The 12,908-nt window shown below is 72.7% G+C and carries 12 protein-coding genes; 7 read left to right on the top strand and 5 right to left on the bottom strand.

The window, feature by feature from the left end:
* Positions 1-258: 258 nt before the first annotated feature.
* Positions 259-876, bottom strand: a complete 618-nt coding sequence (locus tag E1291_RS20125) for a M23 family metallopeptidase (protein ID WP_131739380.1) — start codon at positions 874-876, stop codon at positions 259-261.
* A 252-nt stretch (positions 877-1,128) separates the two neighbouring features.
* The gene (locus E1291_RS20130; RefSeq protein ID WP_131739381.1) at positions 1,129-2,214 is read right to left on the bottom strand and encodes an L-type lectin family protein; all 1,086 of its coding nucleotides are present in this window, start codon (positions 2,212-2,214) and stop codon (positions 1,129-1,131) included.
* A 397-nt stretch (positions 2,215-2,611) separates the two neighbouring features.
* Between E1291_RS20130 and E1291_RS20135 the strand changes: the two genes are divergently transcribed.
* The 3 genes from E1291_RS20135 (at position 2,612) to E1291_RS20145 (ending at position 5,450) form a co-directional block, all read left to right on the top strand.
* Positions 2,612-3,673 carry a serine hydrolase domain-containing protein gene (locus E1291_RS20135; protein WP_131739382.1) on the top strand — a complete coding sequence of 354 codons (1,062 nt, stop codon included), beginning with the start codon at positions 2,612-2,614 and terminating at the stop codon, positions 3,671-3,673.
* Between the two features lie 62 nt (positions 3,674-3,735).
* A complete protein-coding gene (locus E1291_RS20140) occupies positions 3,736-4,257 on the top strand; it encodes a GNAT family N-acetyltransferase (RefSeq protein ID WP_131739383.1) in 522 nt (173 codons plus the stop codon).
* A complete protein-coding gene (locus tag E1291_RS20145; RefSeq protein WP_131739384.1) occupies positions 4,254-5,450 on the top strand; it encodes a GNAT family N-acetyltransferase in 1,197 nt (398 codons plus the stop codon). Before E1291_RS20140 ends, E1291_RS20145 begins: the two co-directional genes overlap by 4 nt.
* 202 nt (positions 5,451-5,652) lie before the next feature.
* On the opposite strand, the gene E1291_RS20150 is transcribed toward E1291_RS20145, so the two are convergent.
* Complete coding sequence (locus E1291_RS20150; protein WP_131739385.1) at positions 5,653-5,964, bottom strand: hypothetical protein; 312 nt, start codon at positions 5,962-5,964, stop codon at positions 5,653-5,655.
* Between the two features lie 188 nt (positions 5,965-6,152).
* On the opposite strand from E1291_RS20150, the gene E1291_RS43320 reads away from it, so the two are divergent.
* On the top strand, positions 6,153-6,539 hold the full coding sequence (locus tag E1291_RS43320) for a helix-turn-helix domain-containing protein (RefSeq protein ID WP_131739386.1): 387 nt from the start codon (positions 6,153-6,155) through the stop codon (positions 6,537-6,539).
* Positions 6,540-6,664: 125 nt separating this feature from the next.
* Positions 6,665-7,048 carry a hypothetical protein gene (locus E1291_RS20160; protein ID WP_131739387.1) on the top strand — a complete coding sequence of 128 codons (384 nt, stop codon included), beginning with the start codon at positions 6,665-6,667 and terminating at the stop codon, positions 7,046-7,048.
* Positions 7,049-7,056: 8 nt separating this feature from the next.
* Here E1291_RS20160 and E1291_RS20165 read toward each other — a convergent pair whose 3' ends face one another.
* Together E1291_RS20165 and E1291_RS20170 are read right to left on the bottom strand one after the other, a co-directional pair.
* Positions 7,057-8,880, bottom strand: coding sequence for a WD40 repeat domain-containing protein (locus E1291_RS20165; protein ID WP_131739388.1), 1,824 nt, complete (start codon positions 8,878-8,880; stop codon positions 7,057-7,059).
* A gap of 191 nt (positions 8,881-9,071) precedes the next feature.
* Positions 9,072-10,097, bottom strand: coding sequence for a glycoside hydrolase domain-containing protein (locus E1291_RS20170; RefSeq protein WP_131739389.1), 1,026 nt, complete (start codon positions 10,095-10,097; stop codon positions 9,072-9,074).
* Between the two features lie 204 nt (positions 10,098-10,301).
* On the opposite strand from E1291_RS20170, the gene E1291_RS20175 reads away from it, so the two are divergent.
* Together E1291_RS20175 and E1291_RS20180 are read left to right on the top strand one after the other, a co-directional pair.
* The gene (locus E1291_RS20175) at positions 10,302-11,777 is read left to right on the top strand and encodes a DUF11 domain-containing protein (RefSeq protein WP_131739390.1); all 1,476 of its coding nucleotides are present in this window, start codon (positions 10,302-10,304) and stop codon (positions 11,775-11,777) included.
* A 67-nt stretch (positions 11,778-11,844) separates the two neighbouring features.
* Positions 11,845-12,771: an LLM class F420-dependent oxidoreductase gene (locus E1291_RS20180; RefSeq protein WP_131739391.1), complete on the top strand. Its 927-nt coding sequence runs from the start codon at positions 11,845-11,847 to the stop codon at positions 12,769-12,771.
* The last annotated feature ends 137 nt before the right edge of the window (positions 12,772-12,908 follow it).

Here is a 12,908-nt window from a genome sequence, read left to right on the forward strand (position 1 = left end):
CTTCTCTACCTGCTGCGTGCCGGTGAAGGTGCCCGCTACGTCCTCTGGGATCGCGAGCGGGCCGTGTACGTCTGGTACGGGCCGTCCAGTTGCTCGCTTCGGCCTAAGCGCCGTGCTCGCAGCCCCTGACACCGGGCCTCCAGCGGAGACGCGGGCCTGAGGTTCTCGGGCGTGTCCATGTGCTGGACAGTGTCGGGGCCGACGGTCGCCTGGCGGGTCAGCGGGGGTGTTCAGGCGGCCGTCGGGCTGGGGAGTGCGCTAGCGGACGTTGTAGCCCAGGGAGTTCCAGAACGGGCCCGGATTGGGGTTGTCCAGGCGGTCGTCATGGGTGCTGTCGGCCGCGTGCTTGTGCCAGCCGGGACGCATCTCGACGTGGGTGTGCGCGCTGGGACGGTCCTTCACCCCGTGCCACGACTCGACGGCGATGACCTGCCCGTGTCTGACGCTCTGGCCCGTGCGCAGGGTGCGCAGCGGGGCGGTGTGCAGGTAGATCACCGTCTTGCGCAGGTAGGCGATGTAGATCGAGATCGTGGACAGCCCGGCACGGCCGGTGCCGCCGCGGGCGATGTAGATGATCTTTCCGTTGACCAGGGAGTGGACGGGCGCGTTGAGGCGGCGGGCGAAGTCGATGCCCTCATGGCGGCCGGGGGTGTGGACGTAGCCGTCGAAGCCGGTGGTGATGCGGCCGCCGCGGGCCTTGTACAGCGCGTACGACATGTTCGTGCGCGCTGAGGAGGACACCTGTGCCACCGGAGCGGCGGGCCTGGTCCGCGCGTGGGCGGCAGGGGCCTGGCCGGTGACGGCCATGGCCGCCGGGACGGCGACCAGGGAGACGATTCCTGTGATCGTCCACTTCCTGCTTCTGCTGTCCATCATCGTTGTCTCCTGTCCGGATCGCGCCTGCTGCGGGGGAGCTCAGTTCGACTGTGCAGCGCGCGGGCTCCGGCCGGTATCCGCGAATCCACTGACTCTTTGTTGCTCGATGGCTACTTAGAGTTCATGGAGAGGGGTGGTCGCGGCCGGGCGACCGCGGCTCCAGGAGGGTCCTCGGCGGGGCAGCCGGGACCGCGGCCCCTGACGCAGGACCTCGGGTTGGCTACGCGTTCGGGGGCGTTCTGCCGGATGGGCTCATTTCGACGGGGCCGCTCGAACGGCGAGGTGCCGGATGAGCTGGACGTCGGTGAGCGTTCCCGTGGACGCGGCGAACCCGAATTTGACGGTGTCCGGGATCGGCTCGGGCGCGTCGAATCGGAGCGCCTGCCGGAAGCCGTGTCCGTCCTGGAAGTCGATGTCGACCGTCACCATCGGCTTCGGCGGGGACGACACCCGGACACGTACGGTCCTCTTCACCGGTTCCAGCAATTCTTCGGCCCGATCGGGCGTCACACCGGACGGCATTCTTCTCAAATCGCCATGGAGCCGGCCGGGAAGCGTCGAGGGCCAGGGGCCCCTGGTCGTCGTGTTCCCGGTCGTGGCGGCGAGCAGGCAGTAGCCGTCGTTCCCGTCGCCGGGGCCGCGGGCGCTCACGATGTTCGGGCCCGGGGCCGGCCGGCGGAAGATCGTTCCGGCCGGAGAACGTCGCTCGCAGCCGTTTCCGCGCCTTTCCCCGTCGCCGAAGTAATCTCCCAGCACATCGAGCCCGATACCGAGATATCCACCTCTGACCCCGGGGACGAGCCGGCCGTCAGCGCTGCCGTCCGGCAGTTTCTGGGCGTAGCCGAGGCTTCCGCCGAAGGCGCCCGGAGTGGTGAGCCGGACGGCGCCGTCGGTGAGGAAGAACGAGATCCCGTCCGCGGGCGCGCCCGTGGTGTTCCCGTACTGCCACTGCTCGAAGGTCACCTCCAGCCCGTCCTCCGCCGGGATCGGCGAGTCGAACAGCACGGCGCCGGTCTCTTCGACATGGGCGTCGGTGAGCTGCAGATACCCCCGCGTCGCCGCGTCGCCCGGGGGCACGGGGCCGGCCGGATCCCGGCGGCACCCGCCGAGAGAATGGTTCGTGGCCTCCGCCGGGGCCGCTCCGCGCGGCGCGCCCGTCAGGCAGGCCGCCCCGTATCCGATGAAACGCGAGTCGGCGTCCGCGCCGGTGAACGACTCGCCCACCAAAAGCGATCCCGGCTCCCGGTGCGTCCGCGAATCGTCCCCGGTCGACGCGGCGGCCGTCGCGGCCACGGCGGCCGCGATCGCCGCGACGACGCGAAGCGCTCCATTGTTCATATCGCCGCCTCCACTGCGCGAGTTCTCGCCGCCGCCAGCCACAGTTATATGATCACGAATTCGCCCGGGACGCCACATAGTGCCGCACTCATGGGGATGGGCATATCGGAACATGACAAAAACGCGTGTCATCCCATCGGATGGTCACATAAGAGGTCGTTTAATTTGGAGCGTCGGCGGTACGGATGGGGCGGCGACCCCGCCCCGGCCGCTGTGAAGATCATGATCGGCCGTCCGCGTCCCGGTGGTCCGCGGGCCTTGTGCGGCCGGAAGCGGACTTGGGGAGATCACCGGTGTGCCGGGCTGTGCGGTGACCAGGGGACGACCTTCTCGGGGTGCCGGATGGGTGGGGAAAATCGGTCGCCTTGTCGCGGGGTGTGGGATTACGTTGCGCGGCATGGAGCTGATCCAGGGTCGGTGCGATGACCGGTTCGGTGGGGTGGCCGAGGTGCTGGCGGGCCTGCTGGACGACGGTGACGTGGGTGCTTCCGCGGCGGTGTTCGTGGACGGGGAGCCGGTCGTCGACATCTGGGGCGGGCACCTCGACACGGGGCGCACCGTCCCATGGGAGCGCGACACGCTCACCAACGTGTGGTCCACCACCAAGACCATGGTGGCGTTGTGCGCGCTGATCCTCGCCGACCGCGGCGTCCTCGACCTGGACGCGCCGGTCGCCCGGTACTGGCCCGAGTTCGCCGCCGCAGGCAAGGAGGGCGTCCTCGTCCGGCACCTGCTCGGGCACACCGCGGGCCTGCCGGAGTGGGACGGCCCGATCACGGTCGCGGACCTCTACTCGTGGACGACCGCGACGACCCGCCTGGCCGGGCAGGCGCCGCGGTGGGAGCCGGGCACCGACGCCGGATACCACTCGATCACCATGGGCTTCCTGGTCGGCGAGGTCGTCCGGCGCGTCACCGGCCGCGGCCTGGGCGCGTTCTTCGCCGAGGAGGTCGCCGGGCCCCTCGGCGCCGACTTCCACATCGCGCTGCCCGCCGAGCACGACCATCGCGTCGCCCCGCTCATCCCCGCGCCCGAGGGCGAAAAGCCGGAGGGTTTCCTGGTCGGCGTGGCGGACGCCAACACCCCGGCGTGGCGGCGCGCCGAGATGCCCGCCATCAGCGGATACGGCAACGCCCGCTCCGTCGGCGCCGTCCAGTCGGTGCTGGCGTGCGGGGGAGCGGCGGGCGGCGTGCGGCTGCTGTCGGAGTCCGGCTGCGAGCGCGTCTTCGACGAGCAGTTCCGCGGCGAGGACCGCATCATCGGCATGCCGGTCCGCTGGGGGATGGGCTATCGCCTGGAGAACCGCACCTGTACGGGCGGCGGATGGGGCGGCTCCCTGGTGATCGTGGACCTCGAACACCGGATGACGGTGTCGTACGTGATGAACCAGATCCTGTGGGAGGACGCCTACGACCGGGCCCTCAGCATCGTCTTCGCCGCATATGACGCGATCGCATAGTCCGGGCGGCCTTGGCCGAAATCGGTTCGCCGCGCGCCCAGGCGGCGTGATAGTCGTGATCCATGAACGACCTGGTCACAGAAAGACTTCTCCTCCACCCGCTCAGCGTCTCCGAGGCGGAAGGCCTGGTGGCGGGTGAGCCGTCCGGTACCGGATGGGCGCCCGGATATCCCACTGACGCCGACCTCGCGGGGGCGCGCCGGTACCTGGAGACCTGCCGGCACGTGGGCGACCCGTACCCGTTCGGGGCCTTCGAGATCCGCCGCCGCGACGACGGGCTCGCCGTCGGCGGCCTCGGCTTCCACGGCGCGGCCGACGAGAAGGGCACCGTCACGATCGGGTACGGCCTGATTCCGGCGGCACAGGGCAAGGGCTATGCGAAGGAGGCGCTGCGCGGGCTCCTGGAGTTCGCCCGGGAGAACGGCGTCAGCGCCGTCGAGGGCGACACCGACCTCGGCAACATCGCGTCCCAGCGCGTCATGGCGGCGGCGGGCATGGTCCTCGTCGGCACGGACGACCGGCTCATGTACTACCGGATCTCCTTCGAAAACCGGTTGCGCCCCCGGCATACCGTGGAGCCATGACCGATCTTGAGATCAGGGAGGTTCCCGAGGCCGACCTGGACCGCATGATCGACCTCGCGGTCCTCGTCTTCCACGACCGCACCGAGGACGACGACTATGAGCGCCATCGCTGGGTGCCCCGGCGCGCCGAGCGTCGCGGCGCCTACTCGGGCGACGACCTCGTCGGCCAGCTCGCCGCCCTGCCCATGCGCCTGTCGGTGCCGGGCGGGCTGCTGGACTGCTCCGCGGTCACCTACGCCGGTGTCCTGCCCACGCACCGCCGGCGGGGCGTCCTCACGACCCTGATCGAGCGGATGCACTCCGACGCCGTCGCCGCCGGACGACCCCTGGCGGCGCTGTGGGCGTCGCAGAGCGCGATCTACGGCAGGTACGGGTTCGGGTCGGCGACCCGCGCCATCGAGCTGGAGGTCGACACCTCCCGTCCGCTGGAGCTGCGGACCGCCCCGGCCCCGGGGCCGCTCCGGCTGGTCGGCCGCGCCGAGGCTCCGGACGTGCTCGGGCCGCTGCACGCCCGTGCCATCGGGCGCCGCCCCGGCGGCCTCGTGCGCGACGCCGAGTGGTGGACGCGCGGCGTCCTGCCCCGTGTGGACGAGGAGGACGACGAGCTCAGCGAGCCGCGCGTCGTCGTCCTGGAGGGCGATCCGGGCGGATACGCGATCTACCGGACGCGCCAGGCCGGCAAGGGGACCGTCCACCTGGAGGATCTGGAGGCCGATGACGCGCGGGCCGAGGCGGCGCTGTGGCGCTACCTGGCCGAGATCGACCTGACCGTGTCCGTCAAGGCGGCGAACCGTCCCGTGGACGACCTGATCCCGTACCTGGTCGCCGACCCCGACCGGGTATCGGTGACGGGTGAGTCGGGCGCGCTCTGGCTGCGGCTCGTCGACGCCCCCGCCGCGCTCAGGGCACGGCACTGGGCGTCGGACGACACGCTGGTGATCGAGCTGGAGGACGCGCGCCTGCCCGCGAACCAGGGCCGGTGGCGGCTCGCCGCCGGAGCCTGCGACCGCACCTCCGACGCGCCGGACCTGACCCTCGACACCGCCCAGCTCGCCGCCGCCTACCTCGGCGGCACCAGCGTCCGCATGCTGGCCCGGATCGGGGTGGTCACCGAGCACACCGAGGGCGCCGCCGGCCGCCTGGACCGCGCGTTCGCCGTTCCGCTCGCCCCCTACACCAACGACGAGTTCTAGGTCGTCCTCCAACACGATCTGAGCCGTGGCGGGCAGGTCGTGGGCGAGGCCGATGGCGCCGTCGTGGGCCATGCATCGTCGTTTCGGTGTCGGCGTCCCCGGCCGCGCCGGTCGCGCGGCCGGGGACGCCGGGTGGCGCGCTCCGGCCGGCGGCGCGGTCCCGGCCGGAGCGCGGGCCTCGGGAGCCGGCGGCCCACGGGAGTCAGCGGCCCACGAGCGTCGTGAGGAGCGCGACCGCGACGGACGCCGTCGCGGCGAGGAGCGACAGCAGCGCCACGGTCTGGCGGAAGCGGTTGTCGAGATGGCCCCGGGTGACCTGGTCGCGCTCGGCCGCCCCGAGCCGGTCCTCCAGCTCGTCGATCAGCCGCGACTGGTCGCGCGCCTGCCGTTCGTTCAGCTCGTTGCGCTGGAACAGCAGCGCGAGCTGTCCCTCCAGCCCGGCCAGCCGGACGTCGACGCCGCGGCGCAGCTCCGACAGTGCCAGCTCCATGGTGATCGGTCCTTCCTCGGTCACGGCGAATCCGCCCCTTCGTGTCGGGGGCCCGCCGGCGACCCGGTCCGCGGCGGCGGACCCGTCTTTACCTTAAGTACTTACCGGTAATACATCAAGGGCAGATTCGGTAACTTGCGGAAAGTATCGTGAAAGAAACCTTCTCCACGCCGTTACTGGATGTTCCTTAATGTTTCCGTCATGCTGTCATCATGGCTGGAGAGCTGGACCGGGAGCGGATCGCCAAGTACGTGGCGGCCCGGCGCGGGTCGCTCGGCCTGACCCAGGAGCGGCTGGCCGAGCGCGCCGGGGTCACGGTCAAGACGATCTACAACCTGGAGTCGGGGGAGCGCTGGCCGCAGGCACGGACCCGGAGCGCGATCGAGGACGCCCTGCAGTGGCGGCCGGGGGACCTGGCGCGCATCGGCGAGGGCCGGGAGCCGCTCGGCGTCCCGTCCCCGGCGGGCGCGGACGAGGCGCTGCGCGAGCTGGCCGAGCTGAACGCCTACTTCGCCGACCTGCGGGCCGATCCGGGGGACCGGCGGCGGATGGCGCTGGCGTTCCTGCGGGCGCTCTACGGGGAGCCGGACGGCCGCTGACGATTTACCGAATTCCAGTAGATTTCCAGAACTGACCGGTTGTTGCGGGCACTGTCAAGCGGCACACTGGTCCTGCCGGGGCAGACTGAGAACATCCCCGCTCCCCCGGTGAAGGAGAAACGGCGATGCGCGGACGCGCCACCCGTCCCCGTGGAGCGGCCGACGCCGAGACGGCGCGCGCCGTGCCGCCCCGCCCCCTGTTGAGCCGCCCCCTGTTGAGCCGCTCGGTCCCGATCCGGACGGTGCGCGCGGTGGCGTGCACCGTGGCCGGGGGGACCGCGGCCTGTGCCGGCGCCGTCGCCGTGATCGCGCTCGGCGGCACGGACGCGCTGATCGTCGCCGACGCCGCGGTCACGGTGACCATCGCCGTCGGCGGCATGATCGCGGTCCGTCTCGTCCGGGACGTGCGCGAGGAGCAGCGGCGCATCCGGCGGCATCTGGAGGCGCAGACCTGCGTCATGGAGAACGCGGCCCGGGTGGCCGCCGACCGGTACGACGATCCTCGCTGACGTCGTCCTCAGGAGGTCCGCGTCGCGGCGCCGTCCGGCTTGGTCTTCGGCATGCCGCAGACGCGCACGAGCTGTTTCGCCGCCCGTTTCACGGACGGGTTCTTGTCATCTCGCAGGTGGAGCAGGGAGGGGACCGCGGCCGTGACCGCCTGGCGTTCTTCGCCGGGGCCGCCGGCGAGGTCCGCGATGAGGAACAGCAGGGGGCCGCGCGCCCGGTTGGCGGGGACGAGCATCCGCTCGACCAGGAACGGCACCGCCGGGGCGGCCGCGCTGAGGGGATGGCGTTTGGAGACGAGGAGTTCGTAGAGCCTCTTGACCGCGGCACGAGCCGTCTCCTCATCGTCGGAGGCCACCTTGGCGATCAGGCCGGGCACCTCGTCGGCGGGGCCGCGCGCGGCCCGGAGGGAACCCCAGTCGATCTCCTGGAGTCGCAGCCGCAGCCCGCGGGTCGGCCACAGGCGGTCCAGGTCGAGCCGGAGCGCCGCGGTGCCCTGGCCGGTGGTCACGTACAGCACGCCGTCGGAGGTCAGGGTGAGGGCCGTGACGCCGGTCCCGATCGGCAGGTCCGCGACGTCCATGGTGTCCAGGTCCCAGACCCGCGTCAGCCCGTCCGCCCAGGCGGCGGCCAGGGCCGGGCCGGTCTCCAGGCACTCGGACGTGAGCGCGACGACCGGCGACCTTCGCCGGTCGAACGCCGCCCACTTCGGTGCGCGGCCGATCGGCCAGTACCGGAGCACCCCATGGGCGTCGCCGCTCACGACGGTGCGGCCGCCGTCGCCGGACCGGTGGCAGGTGACGGCCGTGACCGGCGCGCGATGCAGCGCCCGGGTCCGCGGGCCGTCGGCCGCCCAGACGTGGACGCCGCCGGTGGAGTCTCCCGCGACGGCCGTCGTCGCTTCCTGGTCGGCGGCGACCGCCGTGCGGTCCGGCAGTGCGTGGAGCCCGGGAACGTCCGGGACGGCCGGAGCGGGCGGCGTGGCCGTCGTCGAGACGGCCGTCCAGCGGAGCCGGTCGTCGGTGCCGCCCTCGGTGAACGCCGCGGGGGCGAGGTCCTCGACGGGAAGCGGTACCTCGTTCGGCTCCTCGATCTCCTCGTCCGTCCAGGTGACGTTCAAGGTGTCCGCGACCCGGACGACGGCTTCGCGGGTCCGGCCCTGGATCACGATGGCGGAGTCGGCGTTGGGGCCGCGGTTATGGCGGATGAGGGCGTCCGGAGCGCCGTAGGTCAGGGAGTCGACGCTGAGCTCCTGCCAGGGCAGCAGGCCCAGATCGCGGTACGACGCCAGGAGCCGCTGGACGATCCCGGGGTCGCCGTCCACGACGGAGTGGCCGACCTCCAGGATCCAGCCGAACTGCGCGGGGAGCCGTTGCAAGGCGAGTTGCAGGAAGAACTCGGAGATGGAACGGCTCTGTGTCACCCAGCCGTCACTGGTGTCGACCACGACCTTCGGGTCGGGCAGGTGCTCCTCGGAGGCGAGGTAACCCCACTGGTTGACGTACTGATTCTCGATCATGATGACGCGGATCTCGTCACCCGGTGGGTTCTCGCCCGAGTCGGGCTCGCACGGCGGCCACTGTGCGTACGTCTCGTACAGGTCCGACCGGAAGGCGTAGGAGTTGACGGGGGAGTCCCACCACTCCACGAACGCCGCCGGGACGGGACGGGACTCGTCGAGCTCGTCCTCCGGCTCCTCGTCCTCTCGGGTGACCTGGGGGTCGCCGCCCGGGTCCTCGTACCCCCACTCGCGTTGCACCTCGTCCAGCAGCTCCCAGCGGGGCCGATCCTGGGCGAGCCGTTCCGCGAACCGGCCATAGTCGATGATCTCCGCCATGCGGGCATCTTAGGAACGTTCCACGGCCAAGTTCGCGGGAATGCGGCGATTGCCGGAGAGGTCGTGCGCCGGGCCGCCGCCTTCCGGGCGGCGGCCGCACAGGGAACGGCCGCCACGGCGTGACGGTGACACGGTGTGATGGTGACACGGGGTGACGGTGACGCCGTGCGGGCCGCGTCGTGAGGCCGGGCCTATCGCCAGAAGAGGACCTTCGCGGTGCCGCCGGTGAGCTTGGCCGCCTCCTTCCCGTGCTGGACGACCTGGAAGCGGACGCGGCGGCCCTTGCCGACGGTGTCGGCGGACACCCCGTACAGCAGGTTGGTCTCGTCGCCGACCGAGGTGAAGTCCTGGACGGCGCCGGCGGCGAACGTGCCGGCGTCCTCGATCTCCACCTCGATGGCGCGGGCCTGGATGACGGTGCCGGCGGGGACGCCGCTGACCTTCACCGCGGCGGTCAGGGTGTAGCGGGCCGACCCGGTGAGCAGGCTCGGCCCGCCCGGGTTGTTGTGCTGGTTCTCGGCGTCGGCGTACTCGATCTCCCAGTTGACGTTGGTCCACTGGCCGGGGGGAAGCTGCTGCTCGGCGCCGGTGCCGACGGACACGTAGTCGGGCATGTCGTCTCCCTCGGGCGAGGCGCCGACGCGCCACTGCCCGTAGTCGCTGTCCATGGCGCGGTCGTAGTCGACGCCGACGCCGTTGATGTCGTGGTCGTTGGAGTACTGCTGGAGCTGGGCGCGGGCGTCCCACCGGCCGCCGGACCAGGCGTAGGTCTGCCACCCGTAGGTGATCTTGCCCGCGTCGAACGCGCGCTTGACCGGCCCGTATCCCGCGTACAGGCCCACGCGGCCCCGGCCGAGGACGGAGGCGGCGCCGTCCAGGTAGGCGTTGATCTCGTCCTGCTGGCCCGGCGCCGCGTCGAAGTCGACGGCGAAGTACACCGGGCGGTCGCCGGGCATGCCGAGCGAGCGCGCCCGCTCGGCCGCGTCGGCCGCGTCCGCGGCCCCGGCGGCGCGGCCGGCCAGCGCCCGGGACGCGCCGGACTCCCAGACGACCACGAGCCACAGGCCCGCGCCCGAGAGCTCCTCGGCCTCCGCCCGGGTCAGGTTCTTGCCGGTGGTGTCGGGCGAGAGATAGCGGCAGACGAACCTCGCGCCCGCGCGTTTCAGCGCGGTCGCGCCGGGGCGTCCCCACGCGTAGTCGACGCCGAACACGGCCATCGCGACTCCCTGGTCCGGAATCAGGTCAACTGCGATTCAACAGGCCGTCGCCTTTCGGTCGCAGTCAATTCGCGATGTTGACATGTACCTCATGTGCAGTCATCACTGTCCGTGACGACACGCCGACGTGGCGCTAGCGGATTGCCCGGACGGTCGCTACAACGGACCTCATCAGCGAAACCGCAGGTCAGGGGGACCATTTTGTTGCGGAAAGCGAGAGGGCGCGGTGGCGCGCGGGGGCTCGTGCTGCTGGCGGCGGCTCCGCTGCTCGGCGTCGTCCCGATGCTGGGCGGGGACGGCGGGGCCCTGGCCGACGGCCCGTCCCGTACCGCGCGGGAGGGGGCCCGCCGCGCCGTGCCGGGTGAGCCCGAGCCCACGGGAGGGCAGGCCGGAGCCAAGCCCCGTCCCAGGCCGAGCGCCCACGCCACGCCGAAGAAGCACCGGAAGCCGAAGTCGGTCTTCAAGCCGCGGGTGCACGTCATGGCCGAGGCGCCCGACCTCTCGAACGCGCTGGGGGACAAGGCCCACGAGCAGAAGACGCACCCCGAGAAGGCGCACGCGAAGAAGGGACGCGCGCCCGCCGCCACCCGCGCGGTGCTGAGCGTGAGCGGGCCCGCCGGGACCGTCGTGCCGGGCGGCGTCTACAGCTGGCCCTTCGCGGTCACGGCCCGCGGGCGGGGCAAGCCCGCCCGCGCGGTCCTCGTGGCGAGGCTGCCGAAGGAGCTGTCGTTCGTCTCGGGGCAGCCGGACTGCGCCGAGTCAAAGAGCACGGGGTCCAAGAGCACGGGGTCCAAGAGCGCCGGGCCGAAGAGCATCGGGGCGACGAGCGCGGAACGGAAGGCGGCGGTCGTGTGCCGTCTCGGTCCCCTGCGCCCCGGCCAGACGATCGCGGGCCTGATCACCGCGAGGGTGTCGCGCAAGGCCAGGCCGGATCAGCTCCTCCAGGGGCACGGAACGGTCATCTGGGGCGAGGCGCGCGCGACGCAGGACTTCCCGCCCGTCCGCGTCGCCCGGACCGCCGACGTCGCGATGACGATCAACGCGCCCGCGCAGGCCAAGCCGGGGAAGGCGATCCCGTACGAGACGAGGGTGCGCAACCTCGGCCCGTCCACGGCCGAGAACGTCGTCGTCCGGTCGGACGGCCGGACCAGGCTCGTCGGCCACGACACCGCGTGCATACCGCAGGGCGCGGGCTACGCGTGCGCGGTGGGCGCGCTGGCTCCCGGCGAGGAGCGGACGCTGCACAGCCGGGTCCTGCCCGCGCGGAACGCGCGCGTGGGCGCGGTGGTGGAGTCCTCGTCCAGGGCGGCCGCGTCGACCATCGACGTCGACCCGGCCAACAACCGGGCCGTCGCCCGGACCCGGATCACCCGGGCGCCCGGCCGATCGGTCTCCGCCCGCTCGGCCACGGGTGAGCCCGCCGGTGGCCCGGTCCCGGTCGCCTACACGGGCGACGCCGCCACCGGCGCCTCCAAGGGCGGCGCGAACGGCGGGGCCGTGCGGGACGGCGCGGCCGACAGCACGCCGATGTCCAGGACGCGTCCGGCCGGCGCGGGCGGGGCGCCGGTGATCGGGCGCCCCGACACCGGGACGATCGTCGAGCTCGCCGTCGGGATGGTCGGCGCCGCGTTCGTGCTGACCCGCCTCGGCGTGGCCCGCCGCCGCGGGAGGCAGGACTGACCCGGGCCGGACCGACCGGAGGCCGGGGCCGTTCCGCCCCGGCCCCGTCCGTACCAGGATGGGTGCCATGCGACTTCGGATCTTCACCGAGCCCCAGATGGGGGCCACCTACGAGACGCAGCTGGCGATCGCCAAGGCGGCCGAGGACCTCGGCTTCGACGCGTTCTTCCGGTCCGATCACTACCGCACCGTGCTCCCGGAGGCGGGGGAGCCGGGGCCGACCGACTCCTGGGTGACGCTCGGCGCGCTGGCCCGGGAGACGAGCCGGATCAGGCTCGGCACGCTGGTGACGGCCGCGACGTTCCGCCATCCGGGACCGCTGGCGATCACGGTCGCGCAGGTCGACCGGATGAGCGGCGGCCGGGTCGACCTCGGTCTCGGGGCGGGCTGGTTCGAGCGGGAGCACACCGCGTACGGCATCCCGTTCCCGGGCACGAGGGAGCGCTTCGAGCGGCTGGAGGAGCAGCTGCGGATCCTCACCGGGCTGTGGGGGACGCCGGAGGGGGAGACGTTCTCCTTCGGCGGCGCGCACTACACGCTGGACGACTCGCCCGCGCTGCCCAAGCCCGTCCGGCCGGGCGGACCGCCGATCATCATCGGGGGCGTCGGGCCGCGGCGGACGCCGCGCCTGGCGGCGCTGTTCGCCGACGAGTACAACGTGCCGTTCCAGGTGCCGGAGGCGACGGGCGAGGCGTTCGCGCGGGTCCGGGCGGCGTGCGAGGAGCGGGGCCGGACGCGGCCGATGGTCTACTCCGTGGCGCAGACCGTGTGCTGCGGCCGGGACGAGGCGGAGCTCGCGCGGCGGGCGGAGGCGGCCGGCCGGAGCCTCGCGGAGCTGCGCGAGGGCGGGCTGGCCGGTACCCCGGAGGAGGTCGTCGACAAGATCGGCCGGTTCGGGGAGCTCGGCACCGAGTGCGTGTACCTCCAGGTGCTCGACATGGAGGATCTGGAGCACGTGGAGCTGCTGGCGGCGGAGGTCCGGGCGAAGCTCTGACCCGGACGCCGCCCGGGGCGGGAACGATCCGTCCCGGCGGCGGAGGCCGGGACGTGCGCGGCCCCGCGGCGAGTGCGCGCCTTCATCGGCGCGCGCCCGCCACGGGGCCGGTGCGGGGCGTCACGCGGTCGCGGGGG

The organism is Actinomadura roseirufa (genome assembly GCF_900659635.1).
Classification (GTDB): Bacteria; Actinomycetota; Actinomycetes; order Streptosporangiales; family Streptosporangiaceae; genus Spirillospora; species Spirillospora roseirufa.

Excerpts from the sequence above, each read along its gene's own strand:
- E1291_RS43320 (WP_131739386.1), top strand. The coding sequence starts at position 6,153 with ATGGCTGGAGAGCTGGACCGGGAGCGGATCGCCAAGTACGTGGCGGCC.
- E1291_RS20170 (WP_131739389.1), bottom strand. The coding sequence starts at position 10,097 with ATGGCCGTGTTCGGCGTCGACTACGCGTGGGGACGCCCCGGCGCGACC.
- E1291_RS20140 (WP_131739383.1), top strand. The coding sequence starts at position 3,736 with ATGAACGACCTGGTCACAGAAAGACTTCTCCTCCACCCGCTCAGCGTC.
- E1291_RS20145 (WP_131739384.1), top strand. The coding sequence starts at position 4,254 with ATGACCGATCTTGAGATCAGGGAGGTTCCCGAGGCCGACCTGGACCGC.
- E1291_RS20160 (WP_131739387.1), top strand. The coding sequence starts at position 6,665 with ATGCGCGGACGCGCCACCCGTCCCCGTGGAGCGGCCGACGCCGAGACG.
- E1291_RS20130 (WP_131739381.1), bottom strand. The coding sequence starts at position 2,214 with ATGAACAATGGAGCGCTTCGCGTCGTCGCGGCGATCGCGGCCGCCGTG.
- E1291_RS20135 (WP_131739382.1), top strand. The coding sequence starts at position 2,612 with ATGGAGCTGATCCAGGGTCGGTGCGATGACCGGTTCGGTGGGGTGGCC.
- E1291_RS20125 (WP_131739380.1), bottom strand. The coding sequence starts at position 876 with ATGATGGACAGCAGAAGCAGGAAGTGGACGATCACAGGAATCGTCTCC.
- E1291_RS20180 (WP_131739391.1), top strand. The coding sequence starts at position 11,845 with ATGCGACTTCGGATCTTCACCGAGCCCCAGATGGGGGCCACCTACGAG.
- E1291_RS20165 (WP_131739388.1), bottom strand. The coding sequence starts at position 8,880 with ATGGCGGAGATCATCGACTATGGCCGGTTCGCGGAACGGCTCGCCCAG.